Annotated in this window: 5 protein-coding genes and 2 pseudogenes; 4 read left to right on the top strand and 3 right to left on the bottom strand. The window is 73.0% G+C overall.

The features are described 5' to 3' along the window. Positions 1–1,381, top strand: a 1,381-nt coding sequence (locus E1258_RS20480; protein ID WP_132403750.1) for a cellulase family glycosylhydrolase, incomplete at its 5' end; no start/stop codon positions are given. Between the two features lie 103 nt (positions 1,382–1,484). Here E1258_RS20480 and E1258_RS35025 read toward each other — a convergent pair. Both E1258_RS35025 and nhaA read right to left on the bottom strand, forming a co-directional pair. Then, positions 1,485–1,730: pseudogene (locus E1258_RS35025) on the bottom strand (oligopeptide/dipeptide ABC transporter ATP-binding protein); the annotation flags it as partial. Positions 1,731–1,868: 138 nt separating this feature from the next. After that, a complete protein-coding gene (gene nhaA / locus E1258_RS20470; RefSeq protein WP_207919641.1) occupies positions 1,869–3,182 on the bottom strand; it encodes a Na+/H+ antiporter NhaA in 1,314 nt (437 codons plus the stop codon). 335 nt (positions 3,183–3,517) lie between these two features. Here nhaA and E1258_RS20465 point away from each other — a divergent pair. Beyond that, positions 3,518–4,435, top strand: a pseudogene (locus E1258_RS20465) (cellulose binding domain-containing protein); the annotation flags it as partial. A gap of 219 nt (positions 4,436–4,654) precedes the next feature. On the opposite strand, the gene E1258_RS20460 reads toward E1258_RS20465, so the two are convergent. After that, positions 4,655–5,578 carry a sulfite exporter TauE/SafE family protein gene (locus E1258_RS20460; protein WP_132403747.1) on the bottom strand — a complete coding sequence of 308 codons (924 nt, stop codon included), beginning with the start codon at positions 5,576–5,578 and terminating at the stop codon, positions 4,655–4,657. An 847-nt stretch (positions 5,579–6,425) separates the two neighbouring features. Between E1258_RS20460 and E1258_RS20455 the strand changes: the two genes are divergently transcribed. Together E1258_RS20455 and E1258_RS20450 are read left to right on the top strand one after the other, a co-directional pair. Next, positions 6,426–13,517, top strand: coding sequence for a type I polyketide synthase (locus tag E1258_RS20455; RefSeq protein WP_132403744.1), 7,092 nt, complete (start codon positions 6,426–6,428; stop codon positions 13,515–13,517). Between the two features lie 52 nt (positions 13,518–13,569). After that, positions 13,570–15,247 (top strand): polyketide synthase (locus E1258_RS20450; protein ID WP_132403741.1); only part of this gene is annotated, 1,678 nt, incomplete at its 3' end.

Raw genomic sequence — 15,247 nt, 5'->3', positions numbered from 1 at the left:
CGGCGCGACGGCGTTCGTACCGGCCACCAACGCCGTGGCGGCCACCGGCTGCGCCGTCACCTACACGACCAACAGCTGGTCCGGCGGGTTCACCGCATCGGTCGGCATCAAGAACCTCGGCGACCCGGTCAACGGCTGGAGCCTCGGCTTCACCTTCCCGAACTCGGAGCAGAAGATCACCCAGGGCTGGTCGGCGACGTACAACCAGAGCGGCAACGCCGTCACCGCGCAGAGCTTGAGCTACAACGGCTCGCTGGCCACGGGCACCACGACGAGGATCGGCTTCAACGGCAGTTTCACCGGCAGCAACCCGGCGCCGACGTCGTTCACGCTCAACGGCACGGTGTGCAACGGCGGCACGCCGCCGACCACTACCACACCGCCGACCACTACCACGCCGCCGACCACCACGCCGCCGCCGACCCCTCCCCCGCCGGGCGGCACGACGCCCGTGGCGATCAATGGTCAGCTACGGGTGTGCGGGGTCAACCTGTGCAACCGGTACGGCAAGCCGATCCAGCTACGCGGCATGAGCACCCACGGCCTCCAGTGGTTGGCCCGGTGCTACGACGACGCGTCCCTCGACGCGCTGTCCAAGGACTGGCTGGCCGACCTGCTCCGTGTCTCGATGTACGTGCAGGAGGGCGGCTACGAGACGAATCCGGCCGACTTCACCAACCGGGTCAACGCCCTCGTGGAGGAGGCCACCGAGCGCGGCATGTACGCGCTGATCGACTTCCACACGCTGACGCCCGGTGATCCGATGTTCAACCTGGAGCGGGCCAAGACGTTCCTCGCCGCCGTGTCCGCTCGGCACGCCAGCAAGAACAACGTGATCTACGAGATCACCAACGAGCCCAACGGGGTGAGCTGGTCGACGATCAAGAACTACGCGGAGCAGGTCATCCCGGTCATCCGCGCCAACGACCCGGACGCGGTCGTCATCGTCGGCACCCGCGGCTGGTCCTCGCTCGGCGTCTCCGAGGGCGGCAACTCCGCCGAGGTCGTCAACAACCCCGTGAACGCCGGCAACATCATGTACGCGTTCCACTTCTACGCCGCGTCCCACAAGGACAACTACCGGGCCGAGCTGGAGCGGGCCGCCGCCCGGATACCCATGTTCGTCACCGAGTTCGGCACCGTCACGTACAGCGGCGGCGGCGCGGTGGACGCGTCCAGCAGCACGGCCTGGCTGGACCTGCTCGACCGACTGAAGATCAGCTACGCCAACTGGACGTACTCGGACGCCGACGAGGGCAGCGCCGCCTTCCGCCCCGGCACCTGCTACGGCGGCACGTACACCGGCACGTCGGTGCTGACCGAGTCGGGCAACTTCATGCGCAACCGCATCCGCACCCCGGACAACTTTCCCACGAGCTGACCGGTCGTACCGTCCCGCGACGCCCCGTCCATCGGTGGACGGGGCGTCGCGGCACGTCACCGGCCGGTGGTACGCGGGGCCGGACCGTCAGGAAAGGGCCCTCCGGCCCGGCCAGCATGGCCCGGACGGCCTCGCCCGCGTACCGGCAGGCGGCCCCCGCTGGCCGGCGGCGATCTCGGTCAGCGCCGGGTCGACCTCGGCGCAGTCCGGCCGCGCCTGCGGGCAGCGGGTCCGGAAACCGGCACCCGCCGGGCGGGTCGATCGGGCTCGGCACGTCCCCGCGCAGGACGATCCGACGGCGGCGGCGCTCCACCTTCGGATCGGCCACGGGCACCGCCGACACGCCTGCGGGTCCTGGAACACCATGGCCACCCGCCGGCGCAGGCCACGTAGCCGGCGGCGGGAGGTTGAGGCTGCTGGCGCGGGCCCACCAGGAGGCCAGGCAGCGGTTCCCCCCGCGCCGGCCGCGTGCCCGCCCGGAGATGACTCAGGCCGACCCGTCGGGCTGCGGGTGGTAGACGTCGGGTACGCCGTCGCGGTCGTGGTCGACGCTCTCGGCCTCGTGGACCCGCCGGTACACCCGGCTGCGGGCGCGCAGGATGACGGTGGCCAGGATGGCGGCGAGCAGGGACCCGGTGAGCACGGCGACCTTGACGTGGCCGTCGCGCTCGCTGCCGAGGCCGAAGGCGAGCTCGCCGATGAGCAGGGACACGGTGAACCCGATGCCGCCCAGCAGCGCCAGGCCGAACACGTCGAGCCAGTTCAGCCCCTCGCCGGGGTCGGCGCGGGTGAAGCGGGAGACCAGCCAGGTGGCCGCCATGATGCCGACCGGCTTGCCGAGCACCAGGCCGACCGCGATCCCGACGGCGACCCGATCGGTCAGGGCGGTGGCCAGGCCGGTCAGACCGCCGACGGTGACGCCGGCCGAGAGGAACGCGAAGACCGGCACCGCGAACCCTGCCGAGATGGGCCGGAACCGGTGTTCGAAGTGCTCGGCGAGCCCGGGCCCGGCGTCGGAGCCGCCTGCGGCCTGGCTACGGACCACCGGGACGGTGAACGCCAGCAGCACGCCGGCGACGGTGGCGTGTACCCCCGAGGCGTGCATGAGAGTCCACGTCGCGGCGGCCAGCGGCAGGAGCAGCCACCAGGACCGGACCCGACGCCGCACCAGCAGGCCGAAGACCGCCAGCGGGACCAGCGCGCCCAGCAGCGGCCCGACGGCCAGGTCGGAGGTGTAGAAGACGGCGATGATCACGATGGCCAGCAGGTCGTCGACCACCGCGAGGGTGAGCAGGAAGGTACGCAGCGCCGAGGGCAGGAACCGGCCGACGACGGCGAGCACGGCCAGGGCGAAGGCGATGTCGGTGGCGGTCGGGATCGCCCAGCCCTTCGCGGCGTCGCCGCCGGCGATGAAGTAATAGAGGAGCGCGGGCACGAGCACCCCGCCCACGGCGGCGGCCACCGGCACCGCCGCGCGGCGCGGGTCCCGCAGGTCCCCCGCGACGAACTCGCGCTTGAGCTCCAGCCCGGCGACGAAGAAGAAGATCGCCAGCAGGCCGTCGGCGGCCCAGGTGGCCAGGCTGAGGTCCAGGTGCAGCGACGCCGGGCCCATCCGCAGGTCACGCAGCGCCTGGTATCCGTCGGACCAGGGCGAGTTCGACCAGATCAGGGCCAGCAACGCGCCGACGAGCAGGAGCGCCCCGCCCACGGTCTCCTTGCGCAGGATCGCGAAGATGCGGCTGGTTTCGCTCCACGAGCGTCGGGCGAACAGGCTGGTACGGCGCCGGGTGGCGTCGGTCACGGGAGAACTCCTCGTAGGCAGGGCAGCGTCATCCATCGCCGACCAGACTTCCCGGCACACCAGACCACCAGGTTAGCCACCCCCGGCCGCGAACACATCGACGAACGCGGGCGATAGGGCTTCCCCGGCCCGAGACCCTCGCTGGCTGCCACCCCAACGACATCTATACATACTGATGAACGTTCCTGAGCCGAACATGGTTGGGGCACCGGGCAGCCCCGATCGGAACCCCGCCCCGTCGGCACTATCCCGAGGAACCCGTCCCATGAGATCAGGAATGAAGCTGCTGGGTGCCGCCGCGGTGGCCGCGCTGGCAGCCGTCACGGCCCCCACGCCCGGTGGGCATCAAGTCGATGATCGACTACGTCCGGGCGCGGTACCCCGTCGACGCGAACCGCATCTTCGCCACCGGCGTCTCCTCCGGGGCGATGATGACCAACGTCCTGCTCGGGGTCTACCCCGACGTGTTCGCCGCCGACGCGGCCTTCGCCGGTGTCCCGTTCGGCTGCTTCGCCACCACGAACGGCTCGGGGTGGAACAGCGAGTGCGCCAACGGGCAGATCACCAAGACCCCCCAGCAGTGGGGTGACCTGGTCCGCAACGCCTACCCGGGCTACGCGGGGAAGCGGCCACGGATGCAGGTGTGGCACGGCACCAACGACGAGACCCTGCGGTACCCGAACTTCGGCGAAGAGGTCAAGCAGTGGACGAACGTGCACGGGCTGAGCCTGACCCCGACGTACACCGACACCCCGCAGTCCGGCTACACCCGCACCCGCTACGGCGGCAGCGGCCCGACGGCGCCGGTCGAGGCGATCAGCATGGCCGGGGTCTCGCACAACCTGCCCGTCGACGCCGCCCAGGCCATCCGCTTCTTCGGCCTGGACAGCACCACCCCGCCGACCACGCCGCCGCCCACCACGCCGCCGGCCTCCGGTCCCTGCGCGGTCGGGTACGTCGTCAACGCCTGGGCCACCGGCCTGACCGCCGCTGTCACGATCACCAACACCGGCAGCACGGCGATCAACGGCTGGAGCCTGGCGTTCACGCTGCCGTCCGGGCAGGCCATCACCAGCGGCTGGAACGCGACGTACGCCCCCACCAGCGGCGCGGTGCTCGCCCGCAACCTCTCCTACAACGGCATGATCGCGCCGAACGCGTCGGTCAGCATCGGCTTCCAGGCCAACCACACCGGCAACACCGCCAACCCGGCCTCGTTCACCCTCAACGGGGCGGCCTGCTCGGCCTCCTGAACCACTCGGCCGGCGGGTAGACCCTGAGCCTTCCCCTGCTCCCCGGTGGCGGTGCCCGAGGGCCCCGCCACCCGGACCGAAGGCGCGCGCCGCTGCCGGTTCGCGGCTTCGTAACAATCCCGCAACGCCGGTCGCCGGCACGGGGGTCCATGTTCGGACTCCCCGTGCCGGCGACCCACGCCGGGCCCGCGCGCCGGCTACGGCCGGCTCGGCGCGCGGTCAGCTCGTCGCGGTGGCGGGCTCCCCCGGGCCGTCGCCGGCGGCGACCGGCGCGACGGTCCGGTCGGCCAGGTGCTGGCGCACCGACCAGGCCACGGCCGCCGCCCAGGCGGCCACGATGACGAGGTAGCTGGCGTACCGGACGCCGGCCGAGGCGTCGACCCAGTCGCTGAGCAGCAGGGTGCGCACGTTGGTGAGGATGATCACGCCACCGACGGCTGAGCCGAGGACCCGCGGCGGCACCATCCGCACCAGCCAGGCGGCGATCGGCGCGGCGATCATGCCGCCGAGCAGCAGCGCGCCCACCCAGCCGAAGTCGATGTTCTCCGAGCCGATCCCGACCAGGAAGCCGGCGCTGGCGGCGATCGCCACCAGGAACTCGCTGGTGTCGATGGAGCCGATCACCCGGCGTGGCTCCAGCCGCCCGCTGGCCAGGATGGCGGGGGTGCCGACCGGCCCCCAGCCGCCCCCGCCGGTGGCGTCGAGGAAGCCGGCGACGAGACCCAGCGGACCGAGGAAGCGCTTGCGCAGAGGCAGCCCGACCCGCCCGCGCGGCAGCCCGGAGACGGTGAACCGGACCAGCACGTACACCCCGAGGGTGAGCAGGATCAGCGACATGATCGGGGCCGCGGTCGCGGTGGAGAGGCTGGACAGGAAGGTGGCGCCGGCGAAGGCACCGAAGGCACCCGGCACGCCGACCCTACGTACCACCGTCCAGTCGACGTTGCCGAAGCGCCAGTGCGCGGCGCCCGAGACGAGGGTGGTGCCGATCTCGGCGAGATGAACAGTCGCGGAAGCGCTCGCGGCGCTCGTGTTGATGGCGAGCAGCAGTGTGGTCGACGTCACGCCGTACGCCATCCCGAGGCTGCCATCTACCAGTTGCGCACCGAGTCCCACAAGGGCAAGGAGAAGGAGTTTACGCACAATTACCGCCGATCCGAAAGACAAAAGGAGGACTGACAGCGCCGGAAGGGGACAGCGGTCGGGGCGGACCCACCACCCCGGCCGGCCGGAGTCTGCGCAGGTGCAGGGATTGTCGTAGGCGACGGTGGCCTGCCTTTGGTCGACCAATCCGCGCCAACCATTCCGACAGTCCGGGTGAAACGCTCGTTAACCGGAGCGGCGAAGCCGTCGCTCCCGGTCGCGGCATCGGCCGTCCAGCGCGATCGCCGGCAACGCCCTCGCTGAACTCGCCCGGCTGTGGCCCGACCGCGCGACAAGGCCCACGCCGGTTACCGCAGTCGGAGTGACGCCAGTCACATCCGGCCATCCACCAGGGCATTTGATGATCATCCGGCGATACTCCCCTCACTTTCTGTTAATGTCGAAGTTAATCTATGGGTAATAGCGATGACGACATTGACAGGCATCGTTGAGGTGGTCCGCAACCCCTGGCAAGGGCTGTTCCACATCGTGGGACGGGGCGGACAAAATCACCCATTGCCAGGCAATAGCTGGGTGGCGCAAAACAATTTGGTAATGAACTCGACAATCGCCGCCCTGCGGCGAGCGGTACCGTTCGCGCCGACTTCGGCCCACACGCGGGGTCATTTTGCCTGGCCAACTCGGCGACAAATCCCGCCACCTTAGTAGGAAATCTTCACCGTCCCGATCAGGTTGGTCAGATTTAACCGGGCTGTAACTGGGCGACGCTACGTTATGACCCAGCGCGACATTGACTGCCGCGAATTAGGGCATCGAGCGCCGGCGGATCGGCCGGCCGGTCCAGCCCGTCGCCCCGCGATCTTCTCGCGACCGAAGTGGGAGCCTGATGAGTACTGCACCGCACACGCGCGACCTGATCATGGTTGTCAACCCTGCCGGCGCACTGGAGCCCGGCCCACGGATCACGGCCGCCGCCTGCGCCGGTGGCGGGTTGGGCGTGCTCGACCTGGCCGGTGGTGACGACTGGGCGCTGCGCGCACTGACCCGGGCCGCGTCCTGGTCCCCCGCTCCAATCGGGGTCCGGGTGCCGGCCGGCTGCCTGGCCACCCCCGAGGAGGTCGACCACGCCGCGCGCGGCCAGGTCGACCTGGTGGTGGTCACGGCGGACAGCCCCTGGCCCCTGGCCGAGATCGCCAAGAGGTACCGGGTGATCGTGGAGGTCGCCAGCCGGGACGAGGCCCGCGCCGCGGCGGCGGCCGGCGCGCACGGGCTGATCGCCCGGGGCCTGGAGGGCGGTGGTCGGGTCAGCGACCTCAGTTCCTTCGTCCTGCTCCAGCAGCTCGTCGCCGACGACACCCTCGACCTCCCGGTCTGGGTGGCCGGCGGGATCGGCCCGCGCACCGCCGGGGCCTGCCTCGTCGGCGGGGCCACCGGCGTCGTCCTGGACACCCAGCTCGCCCTCATGCCCGAGTCCGAGCTGCCGGCCGACGTCAAGGCCGCGATCCGGCGCATGGACGGGTCGGAGACGGTGCTGGTCGACGGAGCCCGGGGGATGCGCCGGGGCGGCCAGCACGACACGCGGTCGGAGCTGCTGCCGATCGGTCAGGACGGCTGGCTCGCCGCCGTCTTCGCCGACCGCTGGGCCGACACCGCCAGCGCCGTGCGGGCCATGCGCGCGGTCATGCTCGATGCCGCCGACGACCCCGAGGCCGGCGAGCTGCTGCTGCCCGGCGCCCCGCTGGCCGAGGCCCTCGGCGTGCGGGTGCCCGTCGCCCAGGGCCCGATGACCCGGGTCAGCGACGAGGCGGGCTTCGCCGCCGCAGTAGCCGACGGCGGTGCTCTGCCCTTCATCGCGCTTGCCCTGAACTCGGCCGACCAGTGCCGCCGGATGCTCACCGAGACCGCCGAACGGCTCGGCGACCGGCCCTGGGGCGTCGGGGTGCTCGGCTTCGCCCCCGAGGAGCTGCGCGCCGCGCAGCTCGCGGTCATCCAGGAGATCCGCCCCCGCTTCGCGATCATCGCCGGCGGCCGACCGCCGCAGGCGCGGGCGCTGGAGGAGCAGGGAATCAACACCTTCCTGCACGTCCCCTCCCCCGGCCTGCTGCGGCAGTTCCTGCGCTCCGGGGCGAGGAAGTTCATCTTCGAGGGCGCCGAGTGCGGGGGGCACATCGGCCCCCGGTTCAGCTTCCCGCTGTGGGAGGCGCAGCTTCAGGTTCTCGAGGAGTACCTCGACGGCGAACCGAGCGCCGCCACGCAGCTCCAGGTCCTCTTCGCCGGCGGTGTCCACGACGCCCGCTCGGCGGCGATGGTCGCCACGATGGCCGCGCCGCTGGCGCGTCGAGGGGCCCGGATCGGCGTGCTCATGGGCACGGCGTACCTGTTCACCGCCGAGGCGGTGGAGCACGGCGCGGTCCAGCCCCTGTTCCAGCGTGAGGCGCTGACCGCCGAGCGGACCGCCCTGCTGGAGACCGCGCCGGGGCACGTGACGCGCTGCCTGCACACCCCGTTCGTCGACGACTTCCACGAGCTACGTGCCCAGCTTGAAAGCGCCGGGGCGGAGAACCGCGAGGTGTGGGAGCAGCTCGAACTGCTCAACGTCGGTCGGCTGCGGATCGCCAGCAAGGGGCTGAAGCGCTCCGGCGAGACCATCGAGTCGGTGGACGAGAGCGTCCAGGCCGCCGAGGGGCTGTTCATGGCTGGCCAGGTCGCGGTGCTGCGCAACGCCGCCACCACCGTGGCGGGCCTGCACGAGGCGGTCAGCACCGAGGTACGCGACCTGCACGCCGCCCGGCTCGACGCGCTGCGCGCCCGGCTCGCCCCGCCCGCCGCCGAGATCGAGGAGCGCCCCGCGCCGCTGGACATCGCCATCGTCGGAATGGCCTGCATGCTGCCCGGCTCCCCCGACCTGGACAGCTTCTGGCGCACCGTGCTCAGCGGCACCGACGCGGTCACCGAGGTCCCGGCCCAGCGCTGGGACACCGACCTCTACTACGCCCCGGAGGTCGGGCCGGGCCAGACCGGCCGGATCAGCGTCTCCAAGTGGGGCGGCTTCATCGAGCCGGTGCCCTTCGACGCCATCGGCTACGGCATCCCACCGACGGCGCTGGGCAGCATCGACCCGACCCAGCTACTCGCCCTGGAGGTGTCGCACCGGGCGTTGCTCGACGCGGGCTACCCGCACGACGCCGCCGGCGTCGACCACTCCCGCACCGGCGTGGTCTTCGGCGCCGAGGCCGGCAGCGACATGGGCCACGCGCAGACCCTGCGCACCATGCTCCCGGCGTACCTCGGGGAGGTGCCCGAGGAGATGCAGGACCTGCTGCCCACGGTCACCGAGGACAGCTTCCCCGGCGTGCTGGCCAACGTGATCGCCGGCCGGGTCGCCAACCGCCTCGACCTGGGTGGGCCGAACTACACCATCGACGCCGCCTGCGCCTCCTCTCTGGCCGCCATGGACGCCGCCTGCAAGGAGCTGGCCAGCGGCGACAGCGACATGATGATCTGCGGCGGCGCCGACCTGCACAACGGCGTCAACGACTACCTCATGTTCACCTCGGCGCACGCGCTCTCCCCGACCGGGCGGTCGCGGCCCTTCGACAGCACCGGCGACGGCATCGCCCTCGGCGAGGGCGTGGCCTGCGTCGTACTCAAGCGGCTGGCCGACGCCGAGCGCGACGGCGACCGGATCTACGGCGTGGTCAAGGGGCTCGGCGGGGCCAGCGACGGCCGCGCCCTCGGCCTGACCGCCCCCCGCCCGGACGGGCAGCGCCGGGCGCTGGACCGGGCGTACCGGCGCAGCGGCGTCTCCCCCCGCGACGTCGGCCTGGTGGAGGCGCACGGCACCGGCACCGTGGTCGGCGACCGCACCGAGCTGGAGACGCTGACCCGGATGTTCGTCGAGGCCGGCGCGGAGCCGGGCGCGTGCGCGCTCGGCTCGGTGAAGTCCCAGATCGGGCACACCAAGTGCGCTGCCGGGCTCGCCGGGGTGATCAAGGCGACCCTGTCGCTGTACCACGGGGTCCGGCCGCCGACGCTGCACCTGAAGCGGCCCAACCCGGCCTGGCACCCACAGCAGAGCCCGTTCGCCTTCTACACCGAGGCCCGCCCCTGGCCGGCGCCCGCCGCAGAGCGGATCGCCGGGGTGAGCGCGTTCGGTTTCGGCGGCACCAACTTCCACGTCGTGCTCAGCGCCTACGCCGACGCGCCGGAGCCCCGGCACGCCCGGCGGATCTGGCCGGCGGAGCTGTTCTGCTTCCGGGGCAACGACCGGGCCGCGGCCCACCAGTCGGTCCGCCAGCTGCTGGACGGCCTCACCGACAGCGGGGGGCAGAACCGGTCGGGACGCCTGGCCGAGTTGGCCGCCTCGGTGGCCGCCAAGGCCGCCGGCCGGTCCGGCCCCACCCGGGTGGCGATCGTCGCCCGGGACCTGACCGAGCTGGAGGCGCTGCTGCACCGGGCGCTGGCCGGCGAGCACGACCCGGCCCGGGGCCTGGTGCAGCCGGCCGAGGACGAGCCGGCCGGACCGGGCCAGGTGGCGTTCCTCTTCCCCGGGCAGGGCAGCCAGCGGCCGGGGGCCCTCGCGGAGCTCTTCGTCGCCTTCCCGGAGCTGCGGCACTACCTCGAACTCGACCGGGACGCGGCCGAATTGCTCTTCCCGGCCGCAGCCTTCGACCAGTCGTCCCGGCGCGAGCAGGAGGAGCGGGTCCGCGACACCCGGGTGGCCCAGCCGGTGCTCGGCATCGGCGGCCTCGCCGTCGACCACCTGCTGCGCCGCCTCGGCGTACGACCGGACATGACCGCCGGCCACAGCTACGGCGAGCTGGTCGGCCTCTGCGTCGCCGGCGCCCTGGACGCGCCCACCCTGCTGGAGCTGAGCCGGGAGCGGGCGGCGGCCATCCTGGGCGCCTGCGGTGAGGACCCGGGCACCATGGCGGCGGTCAACGCCTCCGCCGACGACGTGGCCCAGGTCCTCGCGAGCGCCGGGCTGACCAGCGAGGTCGTGCTGGCCAACCGCAACTCCCCGACGCAGGTGGTGATCTCCGGCCCGACCGCGAAGTTGCAGTCGGCCGTGGTCGCGCTCAAGGAGGCCGGTCTGTCGGCCAAGACCCTCTCGGTGGCCTGCGCCTTCCACAGCCCCGTGGTGGCCGGCGCGGTGGAGACCTTCGCCGAGGTGCTCGCCGCCTGCAAGATCGCCGAGCCGCGCATCCCGGTCTGGTCCAACCTGACCGCCGCGCGGTACTCCGGCAACGCCGACCAGGTGCGGCACCACCTCGCCGAGCAGATCGGGGCACCGGTCCGCTTCGTCGAGCAGATCGAGTCGATGTACGCCGCCGGCGCCCGCCTGTTCGTCGAGGTCGGCCCGGGCCAGGTGCTGACCCGCCTGGTCAAGGCGGTGCTCGGCGACCGGCCGCACCGGGCGGTCGCCTGCGAGCGCGGGCCGGACGAGGGGCTGCGCGGCTTCCTGATCTCGGTCGGGGAGCTGGCCTGCGCCGGTGTGCCGGTGCGCCCCGACTGGCTCTTCCACGGCCGGGTCGCCGCCGACGCGCCCGGCACCGCACCAACCCGTCGTCCGATCTGGACGGTCGACGGGCTGCTCGTCCGGGACCAGCACGGCAACTGTCTTCCCGGTGGCATGACCCCTCCCCGACGCATCAAGGAGTTGTCGATGACCCCAGCGAACGGTGCCGTCACCGGTACCATCACCGGCACCGGCCCCGACGCCGGCGGCCAGGACATCCGCGGCGAACTGCTCAACGAGTACCTGCGCGCCACCCGGGACATGATCGCCTCCCAGCGCGACGTGATGCTCGCCTTCCTCGGCGACCCGGGCGGCGGCCAGTTCGTCCGCCAGCCCGTCGAGGCGTACCGGGTCGACAACTCCGCGCCCGCCGCCCTGCCGCAGGGATCGGCCGCGGTGCCCGCCGTCGCCCCGCCGGCCGCGACCCCGCGGCCCACCGCAGCCCCCGTGCCGGCCGTGGCGGCCGTGGGGGTGACCGCCAACGGCGGGTCGGCGCTGGCCACGACCGTCGCGCCGGCGAGGCCGGTGGCCCCGGCCGTCGTCCCGGTCTCGCCCGCCGTCGGGCCCATCATCCCCGCGCCGGCCCCGGCACCGATGCCGGCACCGGCCCCGGCGCCGGTGGCCTCCGGACCGAGCGTCGCCGACTTCCAGAACGCCATCCTCACCGTGATCAGCGAGCGCACCGGCTACCCGGTCGACCTCATCGAACTCGACCTCGACCTCGAAGCCGACCTCTCCATCGACTCCATCAAGCGCGCCGAGGTCGCCGGCGAGGTCGCCCAACGCCTCGAACTCGCCGTCGAAGGCGACGAGAGCGAGCTGGAAGACCTCGTCAAGGCCCGCACCGTCCGCGCCATGGTCACCTGGCTCGACGAGAAGCTCAACGGCGCGGTCACCGCGACGGCGACCCTCACCGCCTCGGCGAGCATCGCCGCCCCGGCCGAGACCACCGCAGCCGCGACCCTGGCGGCGCCGGAGCCGGCCGAAGCCGGGGTCGGCGTCGGAATCGCCCCGAAGCGGTTGGTGGCCCAGGAGAGCGTCCGCACCGAGCCGGTCGGCGACCCGGCCACCGTGCTCGCCGGCACCCGGTTCCTGATCACCGGCGGCGGCGCCATCGGGGCGTACCTGGCGGAACTGCTCGGCGATTATGGCGCCAGCGGCCAGCTCGGCGTGCTCGACAGCGAGCAGGCCGGCCAGGGCTTCGACGGGGTGCTCGTCCTCGACGGGCTCACCAACCTCGACGAGCCGCTGCTGCCCGACGTGTTCCCGCTGCTGCAACGGGCCCTCGCGACCGGCCCGCGCTGGCTGATGGCCGCCGGGGCACGGGACGCCACCGGTGCCGCCGACGGCATGCCCGGCCTGTTCCGCACCATCGCCCGCGAGTACCCGCAGCTGACCGCCCGCTTCGTGCAGGTGGACCCGGCGGCGGCCCCGGAGGTGCTCGCCCTGCAACTGCTCGACGAGGTGCTCACCACCAGCGACGCGCCGGTGGTGGCCCGCCGTGGCGACCACCGGTACGTCGCCGACCTGGTGCCGGTGGAGCTGGGCGCGCTGGCCGCCGGCGGGGCCGGACCGGCCGGCGACGGGGTGGCCGAGGCCGCCGCGATCGGCCTGGAGCCGGACTCCGTGATCGTCCTGATCGGCGGGGCGCGGGGCATCACCCCCTGGTTCGCCCGGACGCTCGCGTCGGCCAGCCGGTGCCGGATCGAGCTGGTCGGCCGTACTCCGCTGCCCGAGGGCCCGGAGGACCCGGCGCTGGCGTCGGCCGGCGACAAGTCGGCTCTGGTCGCCGCGCTGGCCCGGCAGGGTCTGCGTAACCCCGCCGAGATCGACCGGACCGCCCAGCGCATCCTGGCCGCCCGGGAGGTCAACGCGACCATCGCCGAGCTGACCGAGCTCGGCGGCGAGGTCCGCTACCACAGCCTGGACGTCCGGGACACCGCAGCGACCCGGCACCTGCTGGCCCGCATCCACTCCGAGTACGGCCGCATCGACGGCCTGGTGTACGCCGCCGGGATCATCGAGGACAAGCTGATCGCCGAGAAGGACCCGGCGTCGTTCACCCGAGTCTTCGACACGAAGGTCGACGGGGCGCGCGGGCTGCTGACCGCGCTGGACGAGCTGGCCACCAAGCCGCGCTTCGTAGTCTTCTTCGGCAGCATCGCCGCCGCCTACGGCAACCGGGGGCAGGCCGACTACGCGGCGGCCAACGACGCCCTGGACACGATCGGCACCCGCTACACGGCGCGGACCGGGGTCCGCTGCGTGACCGTCCACTGGGGGCCGTGGGCCCCCGGTGCCGGCCACGGCGGCATGGTCACCGCCGAGCTCAGCCGGGAGTACGCCCGCCGTGGCATCGGCCTGATCGACCCCGAGGAGGGCGCGCTGGCCCTGCTGCGCGAGCTGGCCTGGGCCGACGCGACGGTCACCTCGGTCGTCTACACCGCCTCGGGCTGGTGAGCGCGCCGATGCCCCGTAACGCCCCCGCCCACACCGCACGACGGAGGAACCGATGAGCAACGGCGCACCCGCGCCCGGCCAGATCGCGATCGTCGGGATGGCCGCCCTGATGCCCTCCGCCGGTGACCTGGAGAGCTACTGGCGCAACCTGATCAACGGGGTCGACGCGATCACCGACGTGCCGCCGCACCGGTGGGACGAGGAGTTCTACGACCCGGAGCAGGCGCACCGAGCGGACCGGATGTACTGCCGACGCGGCGGATTCGTCGACGACTACGCCACGTTCGAGCCGCTGCGGTTCGGGGTGATGCCCGCCTCCATCGGTGACATCGAGCCGGACCAGCTCATCACGCTGGAGGTGGCCGCCGCCGCGATCGACGACGCTGGCGGCAGCGACAAGCTGCCCGACGGCGAGCGGGTCGGCGTCATCCTCGGCCGGGGCGGCATCCTCAGCCCCGCCCAGGCGCGTTACGCCCAGCGGGTACGGATGTCCAGCCAGGTCATCGGGATCCTGCGGGAGCTGATCCCGGACGTCGACCCGGCCCGGCTGGAGCTGCTGCGCAAGAAGTTCGACGAGCGGCTCGGCCCGTACCAGCCGGAGGGGACCATCGGCCTGGTGCCAAACCTGGCCGCCTCCCGGGTGGCCAACCGGCTCAACCTGCGCGGCCCCGCGTACACCATCGACGCGGCCTGCGCCTCCTCGCTGATCGCCGTGGACCAGGGCATCACCGAGCTGGTCAACGGCCGGCTCGACGCGGTGCTCGCCGGCGGCGTGCACCACGTGCACGACATCAGCTTCTGGTCGGTGTTCAACCAGCTCCGGGCGTTGTCGCGGCAGGGCGAGATCCGGCCGTTCGACGCCGCCGCCGACGGGCTGCTCATCGGCGAGGGCACCGGCGTGGTGGTGCTCAAGCGGTATGCCGACGCGGTGCGCGACGGCGACCGGATCTACGCGGTGATCCGGGGCAGCGGGGTCTCCAGCGACGGCCGCTCGGCGAGCATGTTCAACCCGGCGGTCTCCGGGCAGGTGTTGGCCATCAAGCGGGCCTGGAAGGCCGCCGGGCTCGACCCGACCGCCCCCGACGCGCTGGGGCTGCTGGAGGCGCACGGCACCGGCACCCCGACCGGGGACGCCGCCGAGCTGACCACGGTGGCCGAGGTGTTCGGTCCGTACACCGGCGGCCCCCGCCCGGTGATCGGGTCGGTCAAGTCGATGATCGGGCACACCATGCCGGCCGCCGGCGTCGCCGGCCTGATCAAGGCCGCCATGGCGGTCTACCGGGGGGTGCTCCCACCCACCCTGCACTGCGAGTCCCCCCGGGCCGAGATGGCCGCGACCCGGTTCGCCCCGATCGCCACCGCGCAGCCGTGGGAGAGCGACGGGCCGCGCCGGGCCGGGATCAACGCCTTCGGTTTCGGCGGGATCAACGCCCACCTGGTCATCGAGCAGGCGCCCGCGTCTGCGGGCGAGCCGCTCGTCGCGGTGGGCGCGCCCGCCGCCGGCGCCGGGACGGTCACCGTCGACGAGCCGGACCAGGTGCTCTGGCTGGCCGCGCCGAGCCCGGCCGGGCTCGGCGAGCTGCTGGACCGCGACGACCAGACGGTACGCCAGCTCGGCGCCGACCTGGCCGAGCGCTCGGGCGGCGACGCACCGGGGCGGACCCGTCTCGGCATCGTCAACCCCACCGACAAGCTGCTCGCGGTGGCCCGTAAGACGGTGGCCCGGGGGC

Origin of the sequence: Micromonospora sp. KC207, from assembly GCF_004348615.1 — a bacterium.
In the GTDB taxonomy this organism is placed as follows: domain Bacteria; phylum Actinomycetota; class Actinomycetes; order Mycobacteriales; family Micromonosporaceae; genus Micromonospora.
The sequence above is the reverse complement of the archived record's forward strand: the minus strand, read 5'-3'. Positions and strand labels throughout refer to the sequence as shown.